This is a genomic window from Lentzea sp. NPDC036949 (assembly GCF_055608075.1).
On record NZ_JBVJRA010000002.1, the window covers coordinates 527,438 to 545,732 of the forward strand.

Here is an 18,295-nt window from a genome sequence, read left to right on the forward strand (position 1 = left end):
TTTTCGGTGTCTCAGTGAAACGATGTTATTTTTGCTGACCTCCGCTTATCTCGCTAGAGGTTCGTCACCGCCTCGACGATGAGCTCCAGGGATTGGTCCTCGTTAAGCGCCGTTCCTCGCAAGGCAGAGTACCGTTCAGCTAGTTGCTGAATCTTGGATTCAGTCTCCACGTACTCGGAGTGCAGAAAACTTTCCGTGTACACCACGTCATTATGTTGGCGGTGTGGAAACGTCAGCCAGGTGAAAGGGCAGCCCGTTGCGGCATAGGCTTCAGTTGAATATGGCAGTACGCGAATGCTCATCTTTGGCAGTTGGCTCAACTCTATGAGATGAAGTAGTTGCGCCTTCAGTACGCGCCTGCCGCCCACTAGCTGCCACAGCACGGCTTCTGAAAACACTGCCTCGACCGCAAGCGGATCGTCACCGCTTGAGCGGGTTACCCATGTCTCTCTGACATGTGAGAGCTGCATGGCTCTATCCGGGCCATCCCATCGTGTCGCTGCTGCGGTGTATTCGGCGAGTTGCAAAATGGTCGGCACGCTGTCCATAGCGAACGTTCGCAGCCGTGTTGCATCACCAATCAAGTGCGGAAAATCCTCAGCTGGATTAAAGATGGCTGCTTGCGACTGCCGGGACGCTCTCAGGTGTGCGGCGTGCTGAGCCTGCGACACCACGAACTGCCACTGAGGCGTCGGCACCCTGTACACGTAGCCCAGCGCCATGATGTCGATGGCCGCGGATGGCTGTATCGCGTTTTCCATCATGGATAGTTTGGCGCTGCTGAAACCAACGAGCTTGCCCGCTTCGAAGAGACTGAGATTGCGGTCGTCTCGCCACCTGACTAGCTTGCGGCCTACAGCGCGTTCGAGAGCAGTAGCTCGGAAGTCCCTAGGCATGAGGAGATCGACGCCTCACGATCACTCTGCTCGCTTTCGTCTCGATAGTGCAGCGCTTGTCGCTTACGGCGGGGGAAAGGGTTCATCCTCGTCTTCGCGGGTCACGTCCTCGGCTCCGTCGGACTCCTGGAGGCGCACGCATCGGCGGGAGATCCACTTCAGCGACTGCTCCTCGTCGAGGCTGATCTCGTCGAGTGTCTGAAGGACCGCCTTGTACCCCTCGACCGCGTGTTCCTCTTCGACGAAGAGGCTGGAGTTCTCGGTGGTGATCCAGATCAGAGGCTGGTACTTCGAGAACGTGAGCTGTGTAAACGGTCCAGCCATGCCGGCATGCGCACCGGCCGCCGCTGGCACGATCAAAATTCTGATCTTCCTCCAGGCCGCCATGCGCAAGAGGTGCTGTAGCTGGGCGATGTGCCCTTCGCGCCCACCGACCTGGAGTTCAAAGGCGAATTCGTGGACGTAGAACGTGCAATCGAGATCGTTGCGCAGCAGCTCCTGCATGTCGTGCATCGCGCGCAGCCGCTCGTCCAGTTCGGTCGCCGGCACGGTGGCTGACGCGGCCAGCACTCCACGCGCGTAGTCGGCTGTCCGGAGGAGGTCCGGGATCGCATGAGGATGCCAGCTGACGAGGGTCTTCGCCGCGGCAAGGTTGATGAGGGCTGTGTGTGGTCGGACGGGCGCGTACTTGCCGTGTGCCTGCCACCAGCCGTGCAACTCGGTAGCAGGGAAGAGGCTGAGCAGGTCCTCGCGCTCGGGCTCGGAGACGCGGCAGATGCCGAGCACCACCGCGAGCTCCAAGGTGGTAATCCCTCCCTTGCCGTTCAGCACGTTCGAGACCTTGGCCTCATCCCAGCCCAGCAGGTCGGCGAGCTGTCGGGAGGTCATGCCCGCTTGCGCGATGGCCGCGCGCAACCTCTCGCCGAACTCGCGTCCGCGCGCGGTGGAGTACCTCTTGGGCATATCCCGATTCCTTGCTCTGCTGTGAAGGACTGATGAGAAGCTCGCTGGCTACGTGGTCTCCGGCCGGCGGGGCTGTTCGTGCTCGCCTTGGTTGGTGGGCGCCTTATCCAGTGACTTCTCGCTGAGCTGGTTGTCTCGTCGCAGTGACAGCAACTGGGAGCGCTGTTCGTTGGTAAGCGACAACCACGCCTCGCCATACGCCTCTGCTGGGAGGTCGCTCATCCGCTAACCCCGTCTAATGGCGGTGTCTCAGGTATCGGTGGCGCGCGGCTGCTCGCCGCCACCAGTCGAGGTGATCGCCGATGACCCACATCCACGTCACCCCTGCCACAAGCCCGAGCGCGACAGTGAGCGCGGTCATGGCGGCTCCCTTCTCAGCGGCACGTGCTTGCGGGGTCCGGTGACGTGTTTGAGGCGGACGCGGAGTCCTCACGTCACCGGACGGTCTGACGTCTGCGGAGCAGGCGTGTCAGACTGAAATCAAGATTTCATCAGCGCTCGATCAGCGGTACGGCCTGTGGGTGACCTCGGACGACCTGCTGCGACCTGGGGAGCTAGGAGGAGTGATGCGGGCGTTTCGCACGGTGCTTGAACAGCGCATATGGGAGCGTCGGCTGACGCTGGAGGAGTTTGTCCAGGAAGCCGAGCTGTACGCGCGCGAGCATCGGGAGCCCGGCACGCTCGGACTCCGGCACCTCCAGAGGCTGGTCGCTGGTCGTCGGTCCGCTGACGAGTCTCTTGGTCGAGTGAAGGCGAGTACCGCCCGGTTGCTGGAGAGCATGCTCGGCACGCCGGTCGAGGAGCTGCTGTCTCCGCCGACGGAGCGCAGTCCTGCAGGACGTGTGATTGATGTGCCGGTTCGCCCTGGCCTGATGGGTGCGTTCGAGTGGCTGGATGATGCGGCCGGTTGGGCTGAGGGTTCGGCCGCGGCGAAGGTGGGTGCCGGGCTGAAGCTCGCCGACATCGGAGTGCTCCAAGACCAGCGTGCGCGGCGGAGCCGGATCGGCCGGCGACAGGTCGCGGACGCGGTGAGGCGGTACTACCGAACCGGCGACACATTCGGCGTCCGCGGTCCTGCCCTGGATGTTCGAACCAGCGTGTTCACGCGGCCGGAATGGAGTGACCTTGGGCTACTGCTCGACGCGGATAACGAGCGGCTGGTCTTGGCGCAGAGAACTGAAGCGGCCCGTGTGTTGGACGAAGGTGGCGCGGAGGCTGCTGTTCAGCGGCTCGTGACGTCTGCGGCTCTTGGTGTGCGGTTCGCGAACCTGCCGCTGTACCGGTTGGCGCGGATCGACGTCAGTGCACGGGGTATCGGCGGGACGGTGGACGTGGGGAGCTTTGTCGAGTACGCGCTGACGATGGACCTGCTCGAAGCGGAGCTGACGGATTCGGTGACGAGTGGCTCCAGCGCAGTGAATCCGTTGCGGGATAAGTACTTGCCGAACATGCATACCGTGCTCGACGTCGCCGGACGAGTCTGTGCCGGTGGAGTTCTGACGCTTGTGGCAATTGCACGGCCAGCGGACCCATTCCGCGGTGCCGCGGACTACGCCTTGATCGTGCAGACACGGTCGGACCAGGTGGTGAACGCCGCTAGGAAGCTGGCGGTCATCCCGAAAGGCTTCCACCAGCCGCTCACCGATCCTCGCGCTGATGTGCGGATCGGTGCCACGCTCCGGCGAGAGCTGGAGGAGGAGCTGTTCGGGCGCAGCGACGTGGACGCGACCAGAGGTGTCACGCGTGCGGTATCGCCGATGCATCCGGGTCGCTGGTCAGTGCCGATGCGTTGGCTGGAGGACGAGCCGGAGCGGCTGCGTATGGAGTGCACCGGGTTCGGTCTGAACCTCGTGAGCGGCAACTACGAGTTCGCGACGCTCGTGGTGATCGAAGACGAGGAGTTTTGGCCGCGGTTCGGCGGGCAGCTTGAGGCGAACTGGGAGACATCCGGGCTGACGTTGTACTCAAGCCTGGACAGCGAACTCATCACGGACCTGATCCAGCAGGAGGCTTGGAGCAACGAGGGGTTGTTCGCGTTGCTCCAAGGGCTCCGGCGGTTGCGCGAGATCGGCGGCTCTCGGGTGAGCCTGCCGAACTTCGAGCTGTCAGGTCTGTGACGGCCAGCGGACGGTCATAACGACGGAGTCCGCGAGTGCTTCCCACGAGTGGTCGACGCCTGGACCCCACATGATGTAGTCACCCTGGCGACTCATGGTCTTGCTGCCATCGGTGGTGTCCACGCGGAAGTTGCCCTCTACCAACAGAACCAGCGTCGTGCGCTGGTCGTCTGCAGTCCACTCCGGACGCTTGTCACCGGCGGGGTGGACCCCCCACTTCACTTCAACGTCCTTCTGGGAGCGGACGCCGATCGATGGGTCGATGAAGTGTCCGACTAGCCAGCCGCGGGTCTCCGTCGTGTCGTCCGCGGCGTTTCCGGCTTGCCAGTTGACGGTCACCTGATCTCCCATTCGATCTCTGGCAGGTCTACGCGGTTGCCGCCGATCTCGCGGAGGCGGCGTAGACCCTGCAGAAGGGCGAACAGCCCTTCGTTGCTCCAAGCTACATCGTTCACGAGCTCGTCCAGCAGCTCCCTGTCGTGGCTGGAGTACTGGCGCAGACGGGAGGCTTCCCAGTTCGCTTGGACGTCGCCGCCGAAGCGGTTCCAGAACTCCTCGTCCTCGATCACGATCAGGCTCGCGAACTCGAAGTTGCCGCTCACGAGGTTGAGACCGAAGCCAGTGCACTCCATGCGGAGACGACCGGGTTCGGCCAAGAGCCAGCGCATCGGCTCGGACAGCCGGCTCGGGTGCATCGGGTCTGCGTGGCGCTGTTCGCTGAGCGTGTTGTCGAGGTCTTCGCGGCCGAACAGCTCTTCTTCCATCTCTCGGCGGAGGGTTGCGCCTACCTGTGTGTCGGCGCGGAAGTCGGTGAGCGGCTGGTGGAAGCCCTTCGGGATCACGGCCAGGCGGCGGGCGGCGTTGATGACGTGGCCTGAGCGTTCCTGGATCAGCAGCAGGTAGTCGGGCTCGCTGCGGAACGCGTCTGCTGGGCGCGCGATGGCGGTGAGGGCGAGGACTCCGCCTGCGCAGAGCCGGTCTCCGACGTTCAGCACTGCGGAGAGGTTTGGCAGGTAGGCGTTGCGCATGGGGAGTGAGCTGGCGTCGATCGGCTTGTCGGTGGTGAGCGCGTCGATCAGCTCGCCTTCGAGCAAGTCCATCGTCACCACGTAGCCAACGAAGTCGCTCACGCCCACGGTGCCCGCGAGCCGGTGCTTCCGCATGTCCACGTCGAGCAGGCGGAACAGCGGCATGTTCACCATGCGATTGCCGAGAGCCAGAGCTTCGGCAAGCCGTTGTGCGGCGCGGTCTGCGCTCGCCTCGTCAATGGTGATGTTGTCGGCCGGGGTCACGCCGGCGAGCTTCAGTTTGTCGTGCTTGGGGAACAGCGGGCAGTCGAGATCAAGCCAGTCCGGGTGAGTCAACACCGTGGTCGAGGCGGTCGTGGTCGCGCCGAACGCCGCGGTGTAGCGGCCGTGGCCGGTGGTTGTGGTGCCGTAGTAGTCCGCGAGTGCGCGCACGGTGTCGCGCTGGTTCACGCTGCTGCGCCGGACACCACGGTCGTGCAGGTCACGGATGTCTAGAGCCACGAGACGCGCGGCTACCTCGCGGCGAGCCGTGCCGGGATCCCAGCCGGTGTGGGCGTCGAGCCAGTTCAGGGCCGCGACGATCGTGGGGTCCGCGGTGAGCCGTCGTTCGGCGTCTTCAGCCGCGCCTCTGGGGAGGTCGAGCGGACCGCCGCTGATCAACCTGGCGAAACGGGCTTTGACGTCGTCGGGAGCCTGCTCCAGCGCGGTGTCGAGGATGCCCTTCATGTCCCCACGGGGCTTCGTGTCCGGCTTCTGGTGCCAGGAGGCGACAGTGCGAACGCCGATGCCCAGGCGCTCGGCGAACGCTTCGTGAGTCAGTCGCATTGCGCTCTGCAGGGCGCTCGCCGTTTCGCCGGTCCAGTCAACGCTCATGGTTGCGCTACCCCCGAAGCGCAGAAGTTGCATTGAACATGCATCGCTCATGCATGGGTTTGCACGGCGTTGCGCGCTGGAATTGATACATGGAAATCAAAGCGCTCAACCAGCAGAAACGCACCGCGCTACCGGTTCTCGCGGACTTGCTTCGCTACCGACGCGATGTCCGACTTCAGGTCGTCGAGGCGCTCGGTGATGTCGATCAGGCGCTGCTCGACACTGTCCAAACGCGACCACAGCGAGTCGCCGGGGTCGGTGATCGGCTCGTCCCGCTCTGGCGGGCGACGGCCGTGCAGCACCGCGTCGAGGTGCTGCGGATGCCAACCCATCGCGGTGGACAAGGACTCCAGCGTCCGCGGTCCCCGCCGGCGCTCCACCGTGTGGTGCTGGATCTCGCGGACGATCGCCTGTGAGACGTTCGAACGCTCCGCGAGCTCGCGCTGACGCCAACCCAGCTCGTTCACGCGCTGATTGATGGCTTTGGCGACTGCCGCCCAATCCTCCGACACGTATTCCTCCGCGCTCCGCCTCAGCGCTGAGATTAGCCGCTTTTCGTTCTTCGGTGACGTGACACGGCGCATTCCGCGCTGCGTGCGATCAATCGCGCCTTCAGGTGCGCTGAAATCAACCATTTAGAGCTGAAATCGTCAGTTCGTTCTTTGAAAGGCCTATTCCTATGCGTACTTCTGTGTCTTCTGCTCACACCATCCGCGAGACCGCTTGGGTGCTCGGCGTCAGCCAGTCCGTCGTCTTCCGGGCGATCCGGCTCGGGCTCTTGAGCGCGGAGCGTCAGTACGGACGGCTCGTCGTCTCCAACAGCTCGCTGCGGCGACTGCTCTCGGAGCCGGAGGTGCCTCGTGGCTGATCTGCGGCTGGTCGGCATCGCCTGGTCGCTGGACCACCTGCGATGGGTGCCGACCGATGAGTTGACTGACGTCGTGCAGAGCGACGGGCTGTGCATGTGGGCGTTCACGGGCGAACCGCCATGGGCGGACGAGAAGCTGACCGATCGCGAGCTGGCCGAGCGGCAGTGCTCGGGGTGTCCCGTGCGGGACGAGTGCTTGGAGTTGGAGTTGCGCGCGGCCGGCGCTGAGACGGTCGGAGTGTGGGGAGCGCTGCCGGAGGACGAGCGGCGCGAGGTACATCGGCACTGGCTCCAGCGCGGTGAACGGGCGGAGAGGGGGGCGCGTTCATGAACGCCATCAGCGTGACGCCCACTCAAGTGCTGGCTGCGGTCGGTGTCCTCTTGGTTCTGGTGTTGGTCTGGCGGGCTGGCTCTCGTCGGGCGAAGGCTGCGGCGAACGCGGCGCGGACGAGCGTTCGGCTGATGTCGCTCGGTGGGCGCGTGGTCGTGAACGCCGTGCTCATCGTGATCGTTCAGTGGGTGGTCGTGACGCACGGCGGGAACGGCTGGCTGTTGTTCGCGGTGCTCGGAGTGCCAGCGTTGCTCGCGTCCCACACGTTGACGAAGGCGCTGACGGTGACCACCTACGAGCCTCGTGGCCGTGGTGGTGATCGAAAGTGAGCGAGCCGATCAAGCGGGTTGCCGTGCAGGTGGACCGGTTGTGCTGGACCGGGATTCTGCTCGGGCTCGCGTTCACCATGACCAACGTTCAGCAGTTCGCGGCGGCTGGTGCGGCCGTGTGGTCGCTGGCCTGGTTCGCGGCGTGGCTATTGGACCCGATGGTGTCGCTGGTGCTGCTGGCGATTCTCCGTGCCGAGCAGGTGACTGCTCGGCACGGGGTGCGGCTCGGTGGATGGGTGCGGGCGGCCAAGTGGTTCACGCTCGGGGCCACGTACGTCATGAACACCTGGAGTGCGTTCGTGGCCGGGTCTGCGGCGCTCGTGGTGTTGCACTCGGTGCCGCCGCTCGTCGTGTTCGTCGCCGCGGAGGCCGTGACGGAGCTGCGGGACAAGCTCGGGACCGCTGCGGGCGCCACGGTGGAGGCCGTGGCACCCGCTCCGCGGACGTCATTCGCGGAGTACCTGGCAGTGGCCCGCAAGGCTCGGAAGTCGAGCGCCAAGGTCTCGCCGGCCTGGGTCCGAGAAGTCACGGGATGCTCGCGCGGGCTGTCCTCGAAGCTGGCCGCGGAGCTGAACGGGGACCAGCCATGAATGGCGAGCTGGTGCCTGCCGAGCAGGTGCTCGAAGGGGAGCTGGTTGACGAGCGTGCGGCGCTCGTTCGGCGGATCGAGGCGAGCTGGCGCTACTCGCGGGTGGTGCCTCCGGCGCTGAAGTCTCGGGAGACGTTGAAGTTCGCCGCGAAGGATGCGCTCGCGTGGGTGCTTCGTGCTCCGCTCCGGTGTGCGAGTGCCGTTGGGCGTGGCCTCGTCGTTGCCGCGCGCGGCTGGCGGAACTGGGTTCGGGTGCGGGACTACCGCGACGCTGCCGAGCAGTCGGAGAAGCTGGCGGACAAGTTCGTTGAGATCCGCGCGCTGACGCTATTCCGGTGGAAGGTCACCGGCGCGGTGCTGCTCGTCGGCAGCGCGGTGATCACGGTGGCATGGGCGCTCTACGGCGACCTCGTGTTGTGGAGCGTCGGAGGTGTCGGCGCGGCCGTGCTGGCCATCGTCGGGCGGGCGAAGGACGGCTCACCTGGGCGGAAGGCCGTGCTCGCCGGACCGCGCACGCTGACGTGGACGATGGACTCTCAGGTGCTGGTCGACGCCTTCCGAGACGCCAAGCTCATCGGGAAGGACGAATCGCTGCGGCTCGTCGAGCGAGCATCTCGGCAGGGCGCTGGTTGGGCGATCACCGTGGACCTTCCCGCAACGCGCAAGGCCGCCGACGTCGTGAAGCATCGGGAGGACCTGGCTTCGGCGCTCGCGGTGGACGAGATCCAACTCAGCGTCGAGCGCGTGCGCGGCAACGGAGGTCACGCCGGACGTGTGGCGATGTGGGTGGCCGACGAGGACCCATACGCCTCACCGCCGATCCGCACTCCGTTGCTCACGGTCGAACGATGGGACGCGTGGCGACCGGTGCCCTTCGGCACCGACGCTCGCGGACGGAGGATCGATCTGCCGCTGGTGTGGACGTCGGTGCTCATCGGTGCGATTCCCCGGCAGGGGAAGACGATGGCGGAACGGCTGGCTGCGGCTGGGCTCATCCTCGATCCGCACGCGCGGCTGTATGTCGCCGACTTCAAGAACGGGAAGGACTGGCAGGCCGCGGAGCAGGTCGCACACCGGTTCATGGCCGGTGACGACAGCGAGCATGTGTTGGCGTTCTTGGACTGGCTCGTCGAGCTGGTTGCGGACGTTCAACGACGCTATCGGCGGATGCAGGACCTGGACGACGTCACGTGTCCCGAGTCGAAGGTGACTCCGGCGATGTCCCGTGATCCTTCGCTGGACATGCCAATCACGGCGCTGATCGTCGACGAGGTCCACATTGCACTGGAAGATCGCACTCCTGTTGTGGTGCGAGGGAAAAAGCTCACCGCAGGGGAGCAGATCGGCGAGCTACTGACGTGGCTCGCGAAGAAGGCGCCTGCGGCCGGCCTGGTGCTGGTGCTCGCTACGCAGCGGCCGGACAGCAACACGATCCCGTCCAAGCTGCGGGCGGTGCTCGGATCGCGGTTCGCGCTGCGGGTCATGGATTGGCGGGACAGCAACATCGTGCTCGGGGAACAGATGAACACCCGCGGCTACGACAGCAGCCGGTTGCTCCCGTCGCACAAGGGCGTCGGGATTCTGCGACCGGACGGCGAGACGCAGGCCGGAGCTGACGTGCTGGCGCTGACCGTGCGGACGTTCTACATGCCCAACGAGGACTGGCGGGCGATCTGCGAACGCGGCCGCGCGCTTCGGGAGACCGAAGGGACGTTGACTGGGCAGGCCGCTGGTCAGGACACGCCTCTGCGCCACCACGCGGAGGTCGTGCAGGAGACCGACGCGCCGAACCGGGACGAGATCGAGTTGCCGGAGCCGTTGGCGTCGGTAGTGGACTACCTCGGTGACGGGCTGGACGAGCGAGAGTTCGTGCCCACGGCTGAACTGGTGGAGGCGCTGAACGTCGAGCCGACGACGTTCGGCAAGGACATGGGCGATCTCGGGTGCCGGCCGACGCGGCACTACGTGCAGGAGGACGAAGGCACGCGACGGGTCCGGGGCTACCTGACTGCAGACTTGCGGGCGGCAATTGATGAAATCAGCTCACCAGGACGGCTGATGCTATGACCAGCGGCAACGTCGAACAGGCACGAGTCGTGGTGCACGTGCCGACCGAGCCACCTGTCCTTACCAGGTCAGCAGGTCGCATACTGCTGGAGTTGCTTCGTGACGCAACTGAAGTTGAGGCTCTTGAGGAGCTTCGGGAGAGGGGGTCGAGTGACTACTGAAATCAGCCCGAACCCGTGGGCGAGATTGGATGAGCTGCTCGGCGTTGAGGTCGTTGACGCCAGCCATGACGGCATCGGACCAGTGGCGTTCTACGGTCGCTGTTCCACCGAGGACAACCAGGACCCGGAGACGTCACACGCCTGGCAGTTCGGCAACGCGCGGAAGTTCGTCGAGCCGTTGGGTGGCGTGCTCGTCGAGGAGTACTTCGACATCGGACAGTCCCGTTCTGTGCCGTGGGAGCGGCGCCCACGGGCAGCACATCTGCTGGAGGCGCTCAAGGACCCGCATCGCCCCTGGAACGCCCTGGTGGTGGGAGAGGGGACAAGGTGCTGGTTCGGTAACCAGTTCTCGCTGATTGCTCCGCGGTTCGAGGCGTACGGCGTCGAACTCTGGGTGCCGGAACTGGGCGGCAAATACGACCCGCGCAACCCATCGCACAAGATGCTGATGAGCGTGCTCGGTGGCATGAGCGAGTCCGAGCGCCAGCACGTCCAGGCTCGGGTCCGCGCGGCGATGGACGCCCAGGTCGTGAACGAGGGACGTCACCAGGGCGGTCGGGCACCGTACGGGTACAGGGTGGTCGACGGTGGTCCGCACCCGAACCCGCGAAAGGCGGCTGAGGGCTATCGACTGCGCGTTCTTGCCATCGATGAGGCGACGGCCCCGGTGGTGCGGCGGATCTTCGCTGACTACCTGACCGGCGAGTTCGGAGATCGAGCGGTCGCGGCTCGGCTCAACCGGGACGGTGTGCCGTGTCCGTCAGCGCATCGGCCCGACCAGAATCGTCACCGGCCAGGCGACGGCTGGCAGGGCAGCACCGTGCGCGCGATTCTGGAGAACCCTCGCTATACCGGTTACGCGGTATTCGGCCGTTGGCGGAAGTTCGAGACGTTGCTGGACTTCGACGATGTCGCGGCTGGCCACGTCGTGAAGTTCCGGCGGTCTACGCCCGATCGAGTTGTCAGGTCGAGGCTGCCCGCTCATCCCGAACTGGTCTCGGTCGGGGACTTCACCCAAGCGCAATTGCTGCGCCGGTCACGGGCAGCGGGAGGAATGAGGAGGCGAGCGGAACTGGAACGCACTCGCGTGAGGGGCACGCGGCCGTACATCCTCCGCGGGCTCGTGAGGTGCGGAATCTGTTCCCGGAAGATGCAAGCAGCGACGATCCGGAAACACCACACCTACTACCGGTGCCACGCTCGCACGTTGGCACCTGGATCTCAGGTGCTGGCTGAGCATCCGCGCACGGTGAACCTCGCCGAGGACATCCTTCTCGAACCGCTCAACAAGTGGCTGTGTCAGATCTTTGACCGGAAGACCATTGACCGGACGATCGCGACGATGGTCGCGTCGCAGGACGATTCCAGAGCGAAGTCGAGCAGGGAGGTCGTGAAGAAACGGCTCACCGACGCGGAGGCGAAGCTCCGGCGTTTCCAAGCGGCGATCGCCGCCGGTGTCGATCCGGCCGCACTGGTGGACGCGATTAACGAGACCGAGGAACAACGGGCCGCGGCCAGAGCCGAACTCGACGGTCTGCCCGCGCCGAACCTGGCGTCTGCCGCAGAGCTACAGGCCGCGGTGGACTCCCTCGCAGATGTGACCGTGATCATCAACGAAGGGCAGCCGGAGAAGCTGGCGAGACTCTACGAGGAACTCGGGATCGAGCTGAGGTACGACAAAGCAAAAGAGGCCGTCTATGCGACGACCTCTCCGCGTGTGCTTAGCGTACGTGTCCGAGGGGGGACTTGAACCCCCACCCCCTTTCGGGGACTAGCACCTCAAGCTAGCGCGTCTGCCATTCCGCCACCCGGACCTGTTCAGTTGTCACCGCAGCTCGCGCCGTGGTGCGTGCATAGATTACATGATCGTCGGCAACGACCAAAATCGAGCGCCCCGAGCAAGGTTTCCGCTGGTAGGAGCATGGTTGGGTGCACAGAGCCGGCGGAAGCCAGGCAGATCAAACTCAAGCGGGGCTAGGGTCACCGGGTGCTGACGACGGCGTTGGTGGAGTGGTTGCTGAAGGACGCGGACCCGGCCCTGCGTTGGCAGGTCGAACGAGACCTCCTGCACGCGCCCGAAGAGGTGTGGAAGGCGACGAGAGCACGAGTTGCCACGGAAGGCTTCGGGAAGCGGTTGCTGGAGCTCCAAGGTGAGGACGGGCAGTGGGCGGGTGGGGCCTTCTTCCCGCCTGACTACGACATGCGCGGCGACGAGCCGCAGCCGTGGACCGCGACCACCTGGACGTTGGTCACGTTGCGCGAGTGGGGGCTCGACCCCGAAGCGCTGCACGGCACTGCGGAGTTGTTGGCCGCCAACAGCCGGTGGGAGTACGACGGGTTGCCGTACTGGGGTGGCGAGGTCGACTGCTGCATCAACGCGATGACGGTGTCGAACGGGCTGTGGCTCGGGGTGGACGTCCACCACAACGTCGCGTGGTTCGTGGAGCACCAGCTTGAGGACGGCGGGTGGAACTGCGAGTGGGTTGAGGGGGCGAAGAGGTCGTCGTTCCACTCCACGCTCAACTCGCTCAAGGGGTTGCTGGACTACGAGGTGGCCACGGGGGGCACCGACGAGTCGAGGAGTGCGCGCAGGAGAGGGGAGGAGTACCTGCTCGAAAGGCACCTGTTCCGGCGGTTGTCGACGGGGGAGCCGGTGGCGGAGTGGGTGGACACGTTCCGGTACCCGTTGCGGTGGCAGTACAGCGTGCTCAACGCGGCCGACTACTTCCGGCGTGCAGCGCGGCCTGATGAGCGCATGGCGCAGGCCGTCGAGCGCATCAGGGAGCAGAGGCGGCCCGACGGGACGTGGGTGCAGGCTGGGCGGCATCCCGGGCGGATGTGGTTCGAGGTCGACGTCGAACGAGGGCAGCCGTCGAAGTGGCTGACGCTGTACGGGGCCAGGGTGCTGGAGTGGTGGGGCTAGATCCAGCCGCGGGCGCGGGCCATGCGGGCGGCCTCGTGGCGGTTCGAGGCGGCGGTTTTGCCGACTGCTGAGGACAGGTAGTTGCGGACGGTGCCGGGGGAGAGGGAGGCGCGGCGGGCGATTTCGTCGATCGGGGCGCCTTCCAGGGCCAGTTCGAGGACGTCGGCCTCGCGTGGGGTCAGGGGGCTGTCGCCGGCGCTGATGGCTTCTGCGGCCAAGGCCGGGTCGACGTAGCGGCCGCCGGAGTGGACGGTGCGGACGACGGTGGCCAGGACGTCGGCGGAGACGGTTTTCGGGAGGAAGCCGCGGACGCCGGCGGCCAGGGCGCGTTTCAGGTGGCCGGGGCGGCCGTGGGAGGTGACGATCATCGTGGAGCACGTGGGGAGCTCGGTGGCCAGGGTTTGGGCCACGGTGACGCCGTCGAGGTCGGGCATCTGCAGGTCGATCACGGCCACGTCGGGGCGGACTGCTCGGGCGGTGGCCACGGCTTCGGCGCCGGTGGCGGCTTGGGCGACCACCTCGAGGTCGTCCTCCAGGGCCAGGAGGGCGGCGAGGGCGCCGCGGATCAGGTGTTCGTCGTCGGCCAGGAGGATGCGGATCACGGGAGCTCCACGGTCAGCACGAAGCGGTTGGGGGGCTCCGGGGTGGCGGTCACCGAGCCGCCGAGGGTGGCCACGCGCTCGCGCAGGCCGGTGAGGCCGCTGCCGAAGCGGATGGTGGTGGCGGTGGCGCCGTCGTTGGACATGGTGAGGGTGGTGCCGCGCAACGCGATGGTGCACGTGCGGGCTTCGCTGTGGCGCAGGACGTTGGTCACGCCCTCGCGGACGGCCCAGCCCAGGGCTCCCGCGGCCTCGTCGGGGAGGGAGGGCTCGCCGATGACGCGGCAGTCGATGCCCGCGGAGGTGAGCAGGGAGCGGGCGCCGGCGAGCTCCACCGTGAGGTCCGCTGTGCGGTAGCCGGAGACGACGGCGCGGAGCTCGTCGAGGGACTCCTGGGCGATGCGGCGGACCTCCAGCATCTCGGCGACGGCCTCGTCACGGCCGCGTTGGGCGAGTTTCGCGGCCAGTTCGGCTTTCAGGGCGACGACGGAGAGGTTGCGGCCGACCACGTCGTGCAGGTCGCGGGCGAAGCGCAGGCGTTCCTCGGCCACGGCGAGGCTGGCGCGGACCTCACGGGAGCGGTCCAGCTCCCACATCGTGCCGATCATCCACACCGAGGTGCGGTAGACGGCGGTGAAGAAGACCAAGGCGATCGTCATCGGGACCGCGGCGCCCAGCGGCACGGTCAGCACCAGGAACACGCCGGTCGCGGCCACCACGGCCGCCGTCACGCGGGGGCGCAGGGTGCACGACACCGCGGTCACGAACAGCACCGGCACGAACAGCGTCACGGCGTCGACCGGGCCGTCGCGCCCGCCGGGTGGTGCGCCGGGCAGGACGGCCATGCCGCCTGCCACCACCACGGCGGTCACGACGGCGGCGACGGTCAGGGCAAGGCGCGGGAACGGCGCCTTGCCCAGGTAGTGCTCGATGCCCTGGTGGACGAGCCACGTGCAGCACGCGGCGTGCACGACGATCGCGACGATGGTGGCGACGGCGGCGGTGCGGCTCACGGAGTCGTCGTTCGCGAGGCTCGTCATCGGCAGGATCGGCAGCGCGACGAGGGTCAGGTAGAACGACGAGCGGGTGAAGTAGTCGAACCGCGACGCGCTGCTGCGCGAGCGCCACCAGGACAGCAAGGTCACCTCCGCGGCTCCCAGCGGAACCATCGCCGGACAGCGTAGACACCGGCCGCGACCCACGCCGCCAGCACGACCACCGGCTGCAGCACCGGGCCGTCGTGCCAGCCGGCCCGCAGCAGGTCCAGGACCGGGGTGAGCGGCAGGAACCGCAGCACCGTCTGGACCTCGTCGGGGAACACCGACAGCGGGACCATCAGGCCGCTGCCGATGATGCACGCCATCAGAACCGGCAACGACGTCACCTGCGCCATCTCGACGGTGCGGGTGAACGCCGCGGACGCCGCCGCCAGCAACGCGAACAGCAGCGTCCCGCCGACGACGCCCAGCAGCGGGAACCACGGCTTCGTCGGCACCGCCACGCCGGTGATCACGCCGATGATCACCGCGAACAGCACCATCTGCCCGATGGCGACCACCATCGACGGCAGCGCGGCACCGAACAGCACCTCGGGGTCGGTCAGCTCGCCGACGCGCAGGCGCTTGAGCACGAGCTCCTCGCGGCGCGCGACGAACACGGTGACGAGGTTGTAGTAGACCGCCATGAGCAGCACGAACCCGGTCAGGCCGACGACCAGCGGCACGCCGTCGGCGTCGATCGACAGCAGCAGCGGCACGACCAGCAGCGGCACGATGAGCGAGTTGAACAGGGCGGTGCGGTTGCGCCAGAACAGCTTCAGCTCCGCCTGCCCGATGGCCACGGCCCTCATGCCGCCTCCTCCGCGATCGCCAGGAACGCCTCTTCGAGGGACGCCGAGCGGGCGTCCAGACCGGACAGCACGACGTCCTGCGCGTGTGCCCACGTCAGCAGTTCGTGCAACGTCTCCTGCAGGGTGTTGGTGCGCACGGTCGCGCGGCCGGACTCGTCGAGGTCGGCCACGACGGGCAGCGCGATGCCGGCGGGCGGCGTGAACGTGATGCGCGCCGGGTGGGCGTCGACGACCTCGGACACCGTGCCGCGCGCGACGATGCGGCCGCGGTGCATGATGGCCAGCCGATCGGCCAGTTCCTGCGCTTCTTCCAGGTAGTGCGTCGTCAGCAGCACGGTGGTGCCCTCGTGCAGGAGGGTGCGGATCAGCTGCCACGTGTTGCGCCGGCTCTCCGGGTCGAGGCCGGTGGTCGGCTCGTCGAGGAACAGCACCTCTGGCTGGCCGAGCAACGCGAGCGCCAGGTCCAGGCGCCGCCGTTCACCGCCGGAGAGCTGCTTCACCCGCACCGCCGAGCGGTGGCCCAGGTCGACGAGGTCGAGCGCCTCGGCGACCGGGCGGGGCCGGGTCAGCGTGCCCGCCCACATCGTGGTCGCCTCGGACACGGTCAGGTCGGGCGGGAAGCCGCCCTCCTGCAACATCACGCCCACCCGCGGGCGCACGGCCTTGCGCTCCAGGAACGGGTCGTGGCCCAGGACCCGGACGGTCCCCTCCGCCGGCCGGGTCAGGCCCTCCACCACCTCGACGGTCGAGGTCTTGCCCGCGCCGTTCGTGCCGAGCAACGCGAACATCTCGCCGCGCTCCACCTCGAACGAGACGCCGCGCACGGCCTCGAATCCCCCTGAGTAGCGCCGGGTCAGGTCTTTCACCTCGATCGCTGTCATGTGTTCAACGATCGCGTGAAATTCCTGGTCCCGGCAGTGTCAGGACGCATCGGAACGTGATGACAGATGTCATGTCCCCGGCAGGCCCGCGCACGCTTTAATGTCACACTTGTGCTAAAAAGATCCGGCACGGGCACTGTGCGAAGTGGGGCGAGGGGGACGCGGTGGGTACGGGGTTGTTGCTCGCGTTGGCGGGGCTGGCGTTGCTGGACTCGACGAGCATCGGGACGTTGTTCGTCCCGATCTGGTTGATGCTCGCGCCGGGGCGGTTGCGGGTCGGGCGGTTCGCCGTCTACCTGGGCACGATCACGGTGTTCTACTTCGTGGTCGGCATCGGGCTGGTGCTGGGGGCGGCGCAGGTGCTGGAGCACCTCGACGGGCGGGTCGCGCTGTGGGTCCAGCTCGTGATCGGCGTCGGGTTGTTCGTCGTGAGCTTCCGCTTCGACAGCAAGAAGAAGACCGACACGACGAAGTGGACGAGGCGGGTCGGCGGGTCCACGGCCGCGCTCGTCGGGGTCGCGCTGCTGGCCGGGGTGGTGGAGCTCGCGACGATGCTGCCCTACCTCGGCGCGATCGGGATGATGAGCGCCGCGGACATCACGCCGGCGCAGACCGGGTTGCTGCTCGCCGGGTACTGCGTGGTCATGGTCGTGCCCGCGCTGGTGCTGCTGGCCGCGCGGATCGCGTTGCGGGAACGGGTCGAGCCGGTGCTGCAGCGGATCAGCAGGTGGTTCGCGGAGAAGGGCGCCGGCGCCACCGGGTGGATCCTCGGGATCGCCGGGTTCCTGGTGGCGCGGGACGCGGTCGCGCGGCTGTTCTTCCTGTAAACGCGTTGACGGGGCCGGGAGACTGCGGTCGTGGTTTCGGTGTTGTGGATCTGCGGACCTCCCGGTGTCGGCAAGACCGTGGTCGGGTGGGAGGTGCACCGCCGCAACGGCGGGGCGTACGTCGACGTCGACCAGCTCGGCATCTGCTACCCGGATCCGGACGACGACCCCGGCCGGTACCGCATGAAGGCCCGCAACCTGGCCGCGGTGGTGGCCGGCGCGCGGGCGAGCGGGGTGCGCAGCCTCGTCGTGTCCGGTGTGGCCGATCCGAACGGCGCCGCGCCGATTCCCGGCGCGACGCTGACGGTGTGCCGGCTGCGGGCCGACCGCGAGGTGCTGCGGGAGCGGTACCTCGGGCGCGGGATGCGGCCGGAGCAGCTCGACCACGTGCTGCGCGAGGCCGACGAGCTCGACGCCCGCGCGATCGGCGACGTGTGCGTGGACACGACCGGGCTGTCGGTCGCCGAGGTGGCGGACCGGGTCGAGCGGGCGGCTGGCGACTGGGCCGGGCCGGAGCGGGTCCTGTGGTTCTGCGGCACGACCGGTGTCGGCAAGTCGGTCGTCGGCTTCGCGGTGTACCTGCGGCTGCTGGGCACGGGGGTGCGCGCCGGGTTCGTCGACGCGGGCCAGCTCGGGTTCGGGATGGAGCAGGCCCGCGCGGACAACCTCGCGGCGGTGTGGCGGACCTACCGGGAGGCCGGGGCACGGGTGCTGGTCGTGGTCGGCCCGTACGCCGACGTGTTCCCCGGCGCCACGGTGTACCGGCTGGAGGCCTCGCGCGCGGACCTCGTGGAGCGGATCCGGCGGCGGGGCAGGGGAGAGGGCTGGCCGGAGCCGGGTGACCCGCTGGCGGGGCGGTCGGAGGAGGAGCTCGACCGGGTGGTCGAGGAGGCCGTGGCGCAGGCCGGGCGGCTGCGGGGGATCGGCACGGCGGTCGACACGTCCGGGCGCACGGCCGAGGAGGTGGCCGCGTCGCTCGTGCCCTGAAGTGGTG

Annotated in this window: 19 protein-coding genes and 1 tRNA gene; 10 read left to right on the plus strand and 10 right to left on the minus strand. The window is 67.3% G+C overall.

Annotated features, from left to right (window positions below):
• Positions 1 to 53: 53 nt before the first annotated feature.
• Positions 54 to 761, minus strand: coding sequence for a DUF5753 domain-containing protein (locus ACZ7CD_RS08205; RefSeq protein ID WP_470378614.1), 708 nt, complete (start codon positions 759 to 761; stop codon positions 54 to 56).
• 198 nt (positions 762 to 959) lie between these two features.
• Positions 960 to 1,859 (minus strand): helix-turn-helix domain-containing protein, encoded by a 900-nt coding sequence (locus ACZ7CD_RS08210; RefSeq protein WP_470378615.1) that lies wholly within the window; start codon positions 1,857 to 1,859, stop codon positions 960 to 962.
• A 521-nt stretch (positions 1,860 to 2,380) separates the two neighbouring features.
• On the opposite strand from ACZ7CD_RS08210, the gene ACZ7CD_RS08215 reads away from it, so the two are divergent.
• A complete protein-coding gene (locus ACZ7CD_RS08215; protein ID WP_470378616.1) occupies positions 2,381 to 3,976 on the plus strand; it encodes a transcriptional regulator in 1,596 nt (531 codons plus the stop codon).
• Here the strand turns inward: ACZ7CD_RS08215 and ACZ7CD_RS08220 are convergent.
• From ACZ7CD_RS08220 to ACZ7CD_RS08230, 3 genes are all read right to left on the minus strand, one after another.
• Positions 3,965 to 4,315, minus strand: a complete 351-nt coding sequence (locus tag ACZ7CD_RS08220; protein ID WP_470378617.1) for a signal peptidase I — start codon at positions 4,313 to 4,315, stop codon at positions 3,965 to 3,967. The two genes, ACZ7CD_RS08215 and ACZ7CD_RS08220, sit on opposite strands and share 12 nt — an antisense overlap.
• Positions 4,312 to 5,877, minus strand: a complete 1,566-nt coding sequence (locus ACZ7CD_RS08225) for a helix-turn-helix domain-containing protein (protein WP_470378618.1) — start codon at positions 5,875 to 5,877, stop codon at positions 4,312 to 4,314. Before ACZ7CD_RS08225 ends, ACZ7CD_RS08220 begins: the two co-directional genes overlap by 4 nt.
• Positions 5,878 to 6,005: 128 nt before the next feature.
• On the minus strand, positions 6,006 to 6,389 hold the full coding sequence (locus tag ACZ7CD_RS08230; RefSeq protein ID WP_470378726.1) for an XRE family transcriptional regulator: 384 nt from the start codon (positions 6,387 to 6,389) through the stop codon (positions 6,006 to 6,008).
• Between the two features lie 179 nt (positions 6,390 to 6,568).
• Here ACZ7CD_RS08230 and ACZ7CD_RS08235 point away from each other — a divergent pair, with 179 nt between their 5' ends.
• The 6 genes from ACZ7CD_RS08235 to ACZ7CD_RS08260 all read left to right on the plus strand — a co-directional run bounded on the left by ACZ7CD_RS08235 (position 6,569) and on the right by ACZ7CD_RS08260 (position 11,972).
• Positions 6,569 to 6,745, plus strand: coding sequence for a helix-turn-helix domain-containing protein (locus ACZ7CD_RS08235; RefSeq protein ID WP_470378619.1), 177 nt, complete (start codon positions 6,569 to 6,571; stop codon positions 6,743 to 6,745).
• Entirely contained in the window at positions 6,738 to 7,076 is a 339-nt protein-coding gene (locus tag ACZ7CD_RS08240) for a WhiB family transcriptional regulator (protein ID WP_470378620.1), read from the plus strand. The genes ACZ7CD_RS08235 and ACZ7CD_RS08240 overlap by 8 nt, the downstream gene beginning before the upstream one ends.
• Positions 7,073 to 7,405: a hypothetical protein gene (locus tag ACZ7CD_RS08245; RefSeq protein WP_470378621.1), complete on the plus strand. Its 333-nt coding sequence runs from the start codon at positions 7,073 to 7,075 to the stop codon at positions 7,403 to 7,405. Before ACZ7CD_RS08240 ends, ACZ7CD_RS08245 begins: the two co-directional genes overlap by 4 nt.
• A complete protein-coding gene (locus tag ACZ7CD_RS08250; RefSeq protein WP_470378622.1) occupies positions 7,402 to 7,995 on the plus strand; it encodes a hypothetical protein in 594 nt (197 codons plus the stop codon). The genes ACZ7CD_RS08245 and ACZ7CD_RS08250 overlap by 4 nt, the downstream gene beginning before the upstream one ends.
• Positions 7,992 to 10,061 carry an FtsK/SpoIIIE domain-containing protein gene (locus ACZ7CD_RS08255; protein ID WP_470378623.1) on the plus strand — a complete coding sequence of 690 codons (2,070 nt, stop codon included), beginning with the start codon at positions 7,992 to 7,994 and terminating at the stop codon, positions 10,059 to 10,061. The genes ACZ7CD_RS08250 and ACZ7CD_RS08255 overlap by 4 nt, the downstream gene beginning before the upstream one ends.
• A gap of 150 nt (positions 10,062 to 10,211) precedes the next feature.
• On the plus strand, positions 10,212 to 11,972 hold the full coding sequence (locus ACZ7CD_RS08260) for a recombinase family protein (protein ID WP_470378624.1): 1,761 nt from the start codon (positions 10,212 to 10,214) through the stop codon (positions 11,970 to 11,972).
• Here ACZ7CD_RS08260 and ACZ7CD_RS08265 read toward each other — a convergent pair.
• Positions 11,954 to 12,036, minus strand: a tRNA-Leu gene (locus ACZ7CD_RS08265). The two genes, ACZ7CD_RS08260 and ACZ7CD_RS08265, sit on opposite strands and share 19 nt — an antisense overlap.
• 173 nt (positions 12,037 to 12,209) lie before the next feature.
• On the opposite strand from ACZ7CD_RS08265, the gene ACZ7CD_RS08270 reads away from it, so the two are divergent.
• Positions 12,210 to 13,145, plus strand: coding sequence for a squalene cyclase (locus tag ACZ7CD_RS08270; RefSeq protein ID WP_470378625.1), 936 nt, complete (start codon positions 12,210 to 12,212; stop codon positions 13,143 to 13,145).
• Here the strand turns inward: ACZ7CD_RS08270 and ACZ7CD_RS08275 are convergent.
• The 4 genes from ACZ7CD_RS08275 to ACZ7CD_RS08290 are packed head-to-tail and all read right to left on the minus strand — an operon-like array spanning position 13,142 to position 16,474.
• Positions 13,142 to 13,747, minus strand: coding sequence for a response regulator transcription factor (locus ACZ7CD_RS08275; RefSeq protein ID WP_360394781.1), 606 nt, complete (start codon positions 13,745 to 13,747; stop codon positions 13,142 to 13,144). The genes ACZ7CD_RS08270 and ACZ7CD_RS08275 overlap by 4 nt on opposite strands.
• The gene (locus ACZ7CD_RS08280; RefSeq protein ID WP_470373973.1) at positions 13,744 to 14,913 is read right to left on the minus strand and encodes a sensor histidine kinase; all 1,170 of its coding nucleotides are present in this window, start codon (positions 14,911 to 14,913) and stop codon (positions 13,744 to 13,746) included. The genes ACZ7CD_RS08275 and ACZ7CD_RS08280 overlap by 4 nt, the downstream gene beginning before the upstream one ends.
• The gene (locus ACZ7CD_RS08285) at positions 14,886 to 15,593 is read right to left on the minus strand and encodes an ABC transporter permease (RefSeq protein WP_360394776.1); all 708 of its coding nucleotides are present in this window, start codon (positions 15,591 to 15,593) and stop codon (positions 14,886 to 14,888) included. The genes ACZ7CD_RS08280 and ACZ7CD_RS08285 overlap by 28 nt, the downstream gene beginning before the upstream one ends.
• Positions 15,590 to 16,474: an ABC transporter ATP-binding protein gene (locus ACZ7CD_RS08290; RefSeq protein ID WP_470373972.1), complete on the minus strand. Its 885-nt coding sequence runs from the start codon at positions 16,472 to 16,474 to the stop codon at positions 15,590 to 15,592. Before ACZ7CD_RS08290 ends, ACZ7CD_RS08285 begins: the two co-directional genes overlap by 4 nt.
• 164 nt (positions 16,475 to 16,638) lie before the next feature.
• Here ACZ7CD_RS08290 and ACZ7CD_RS08295 point away from each other — a divergent pair, with 164 nt between their 5' ends.
• Positions 16,639 to 17,301, plus strand: a complete 663-nt coding sequence (locus ACZ7CD_RS08295) for a GAP family protein (protein ID WP_470373971.1) — start codon at positions 16,639 to 16,641, stop codon at positions 17,299 to 17,301.
• A gap of 30 nt (positions 17,302 to 17,331) precedes the next feature.
• On the plus strand, positions 17,332 to 18,288 hold the full coding sequence (locus ACZ7CD_RS08300) for an AAA family ATPase (protein WP_470373970.1): 957 nt from the start codon (positions 17,332 to 17,334) through the stop codon (positions 18,286 to 18,288).
• Positions 18,289 to 18,295 lie beyond the last annotated feature (7 nt).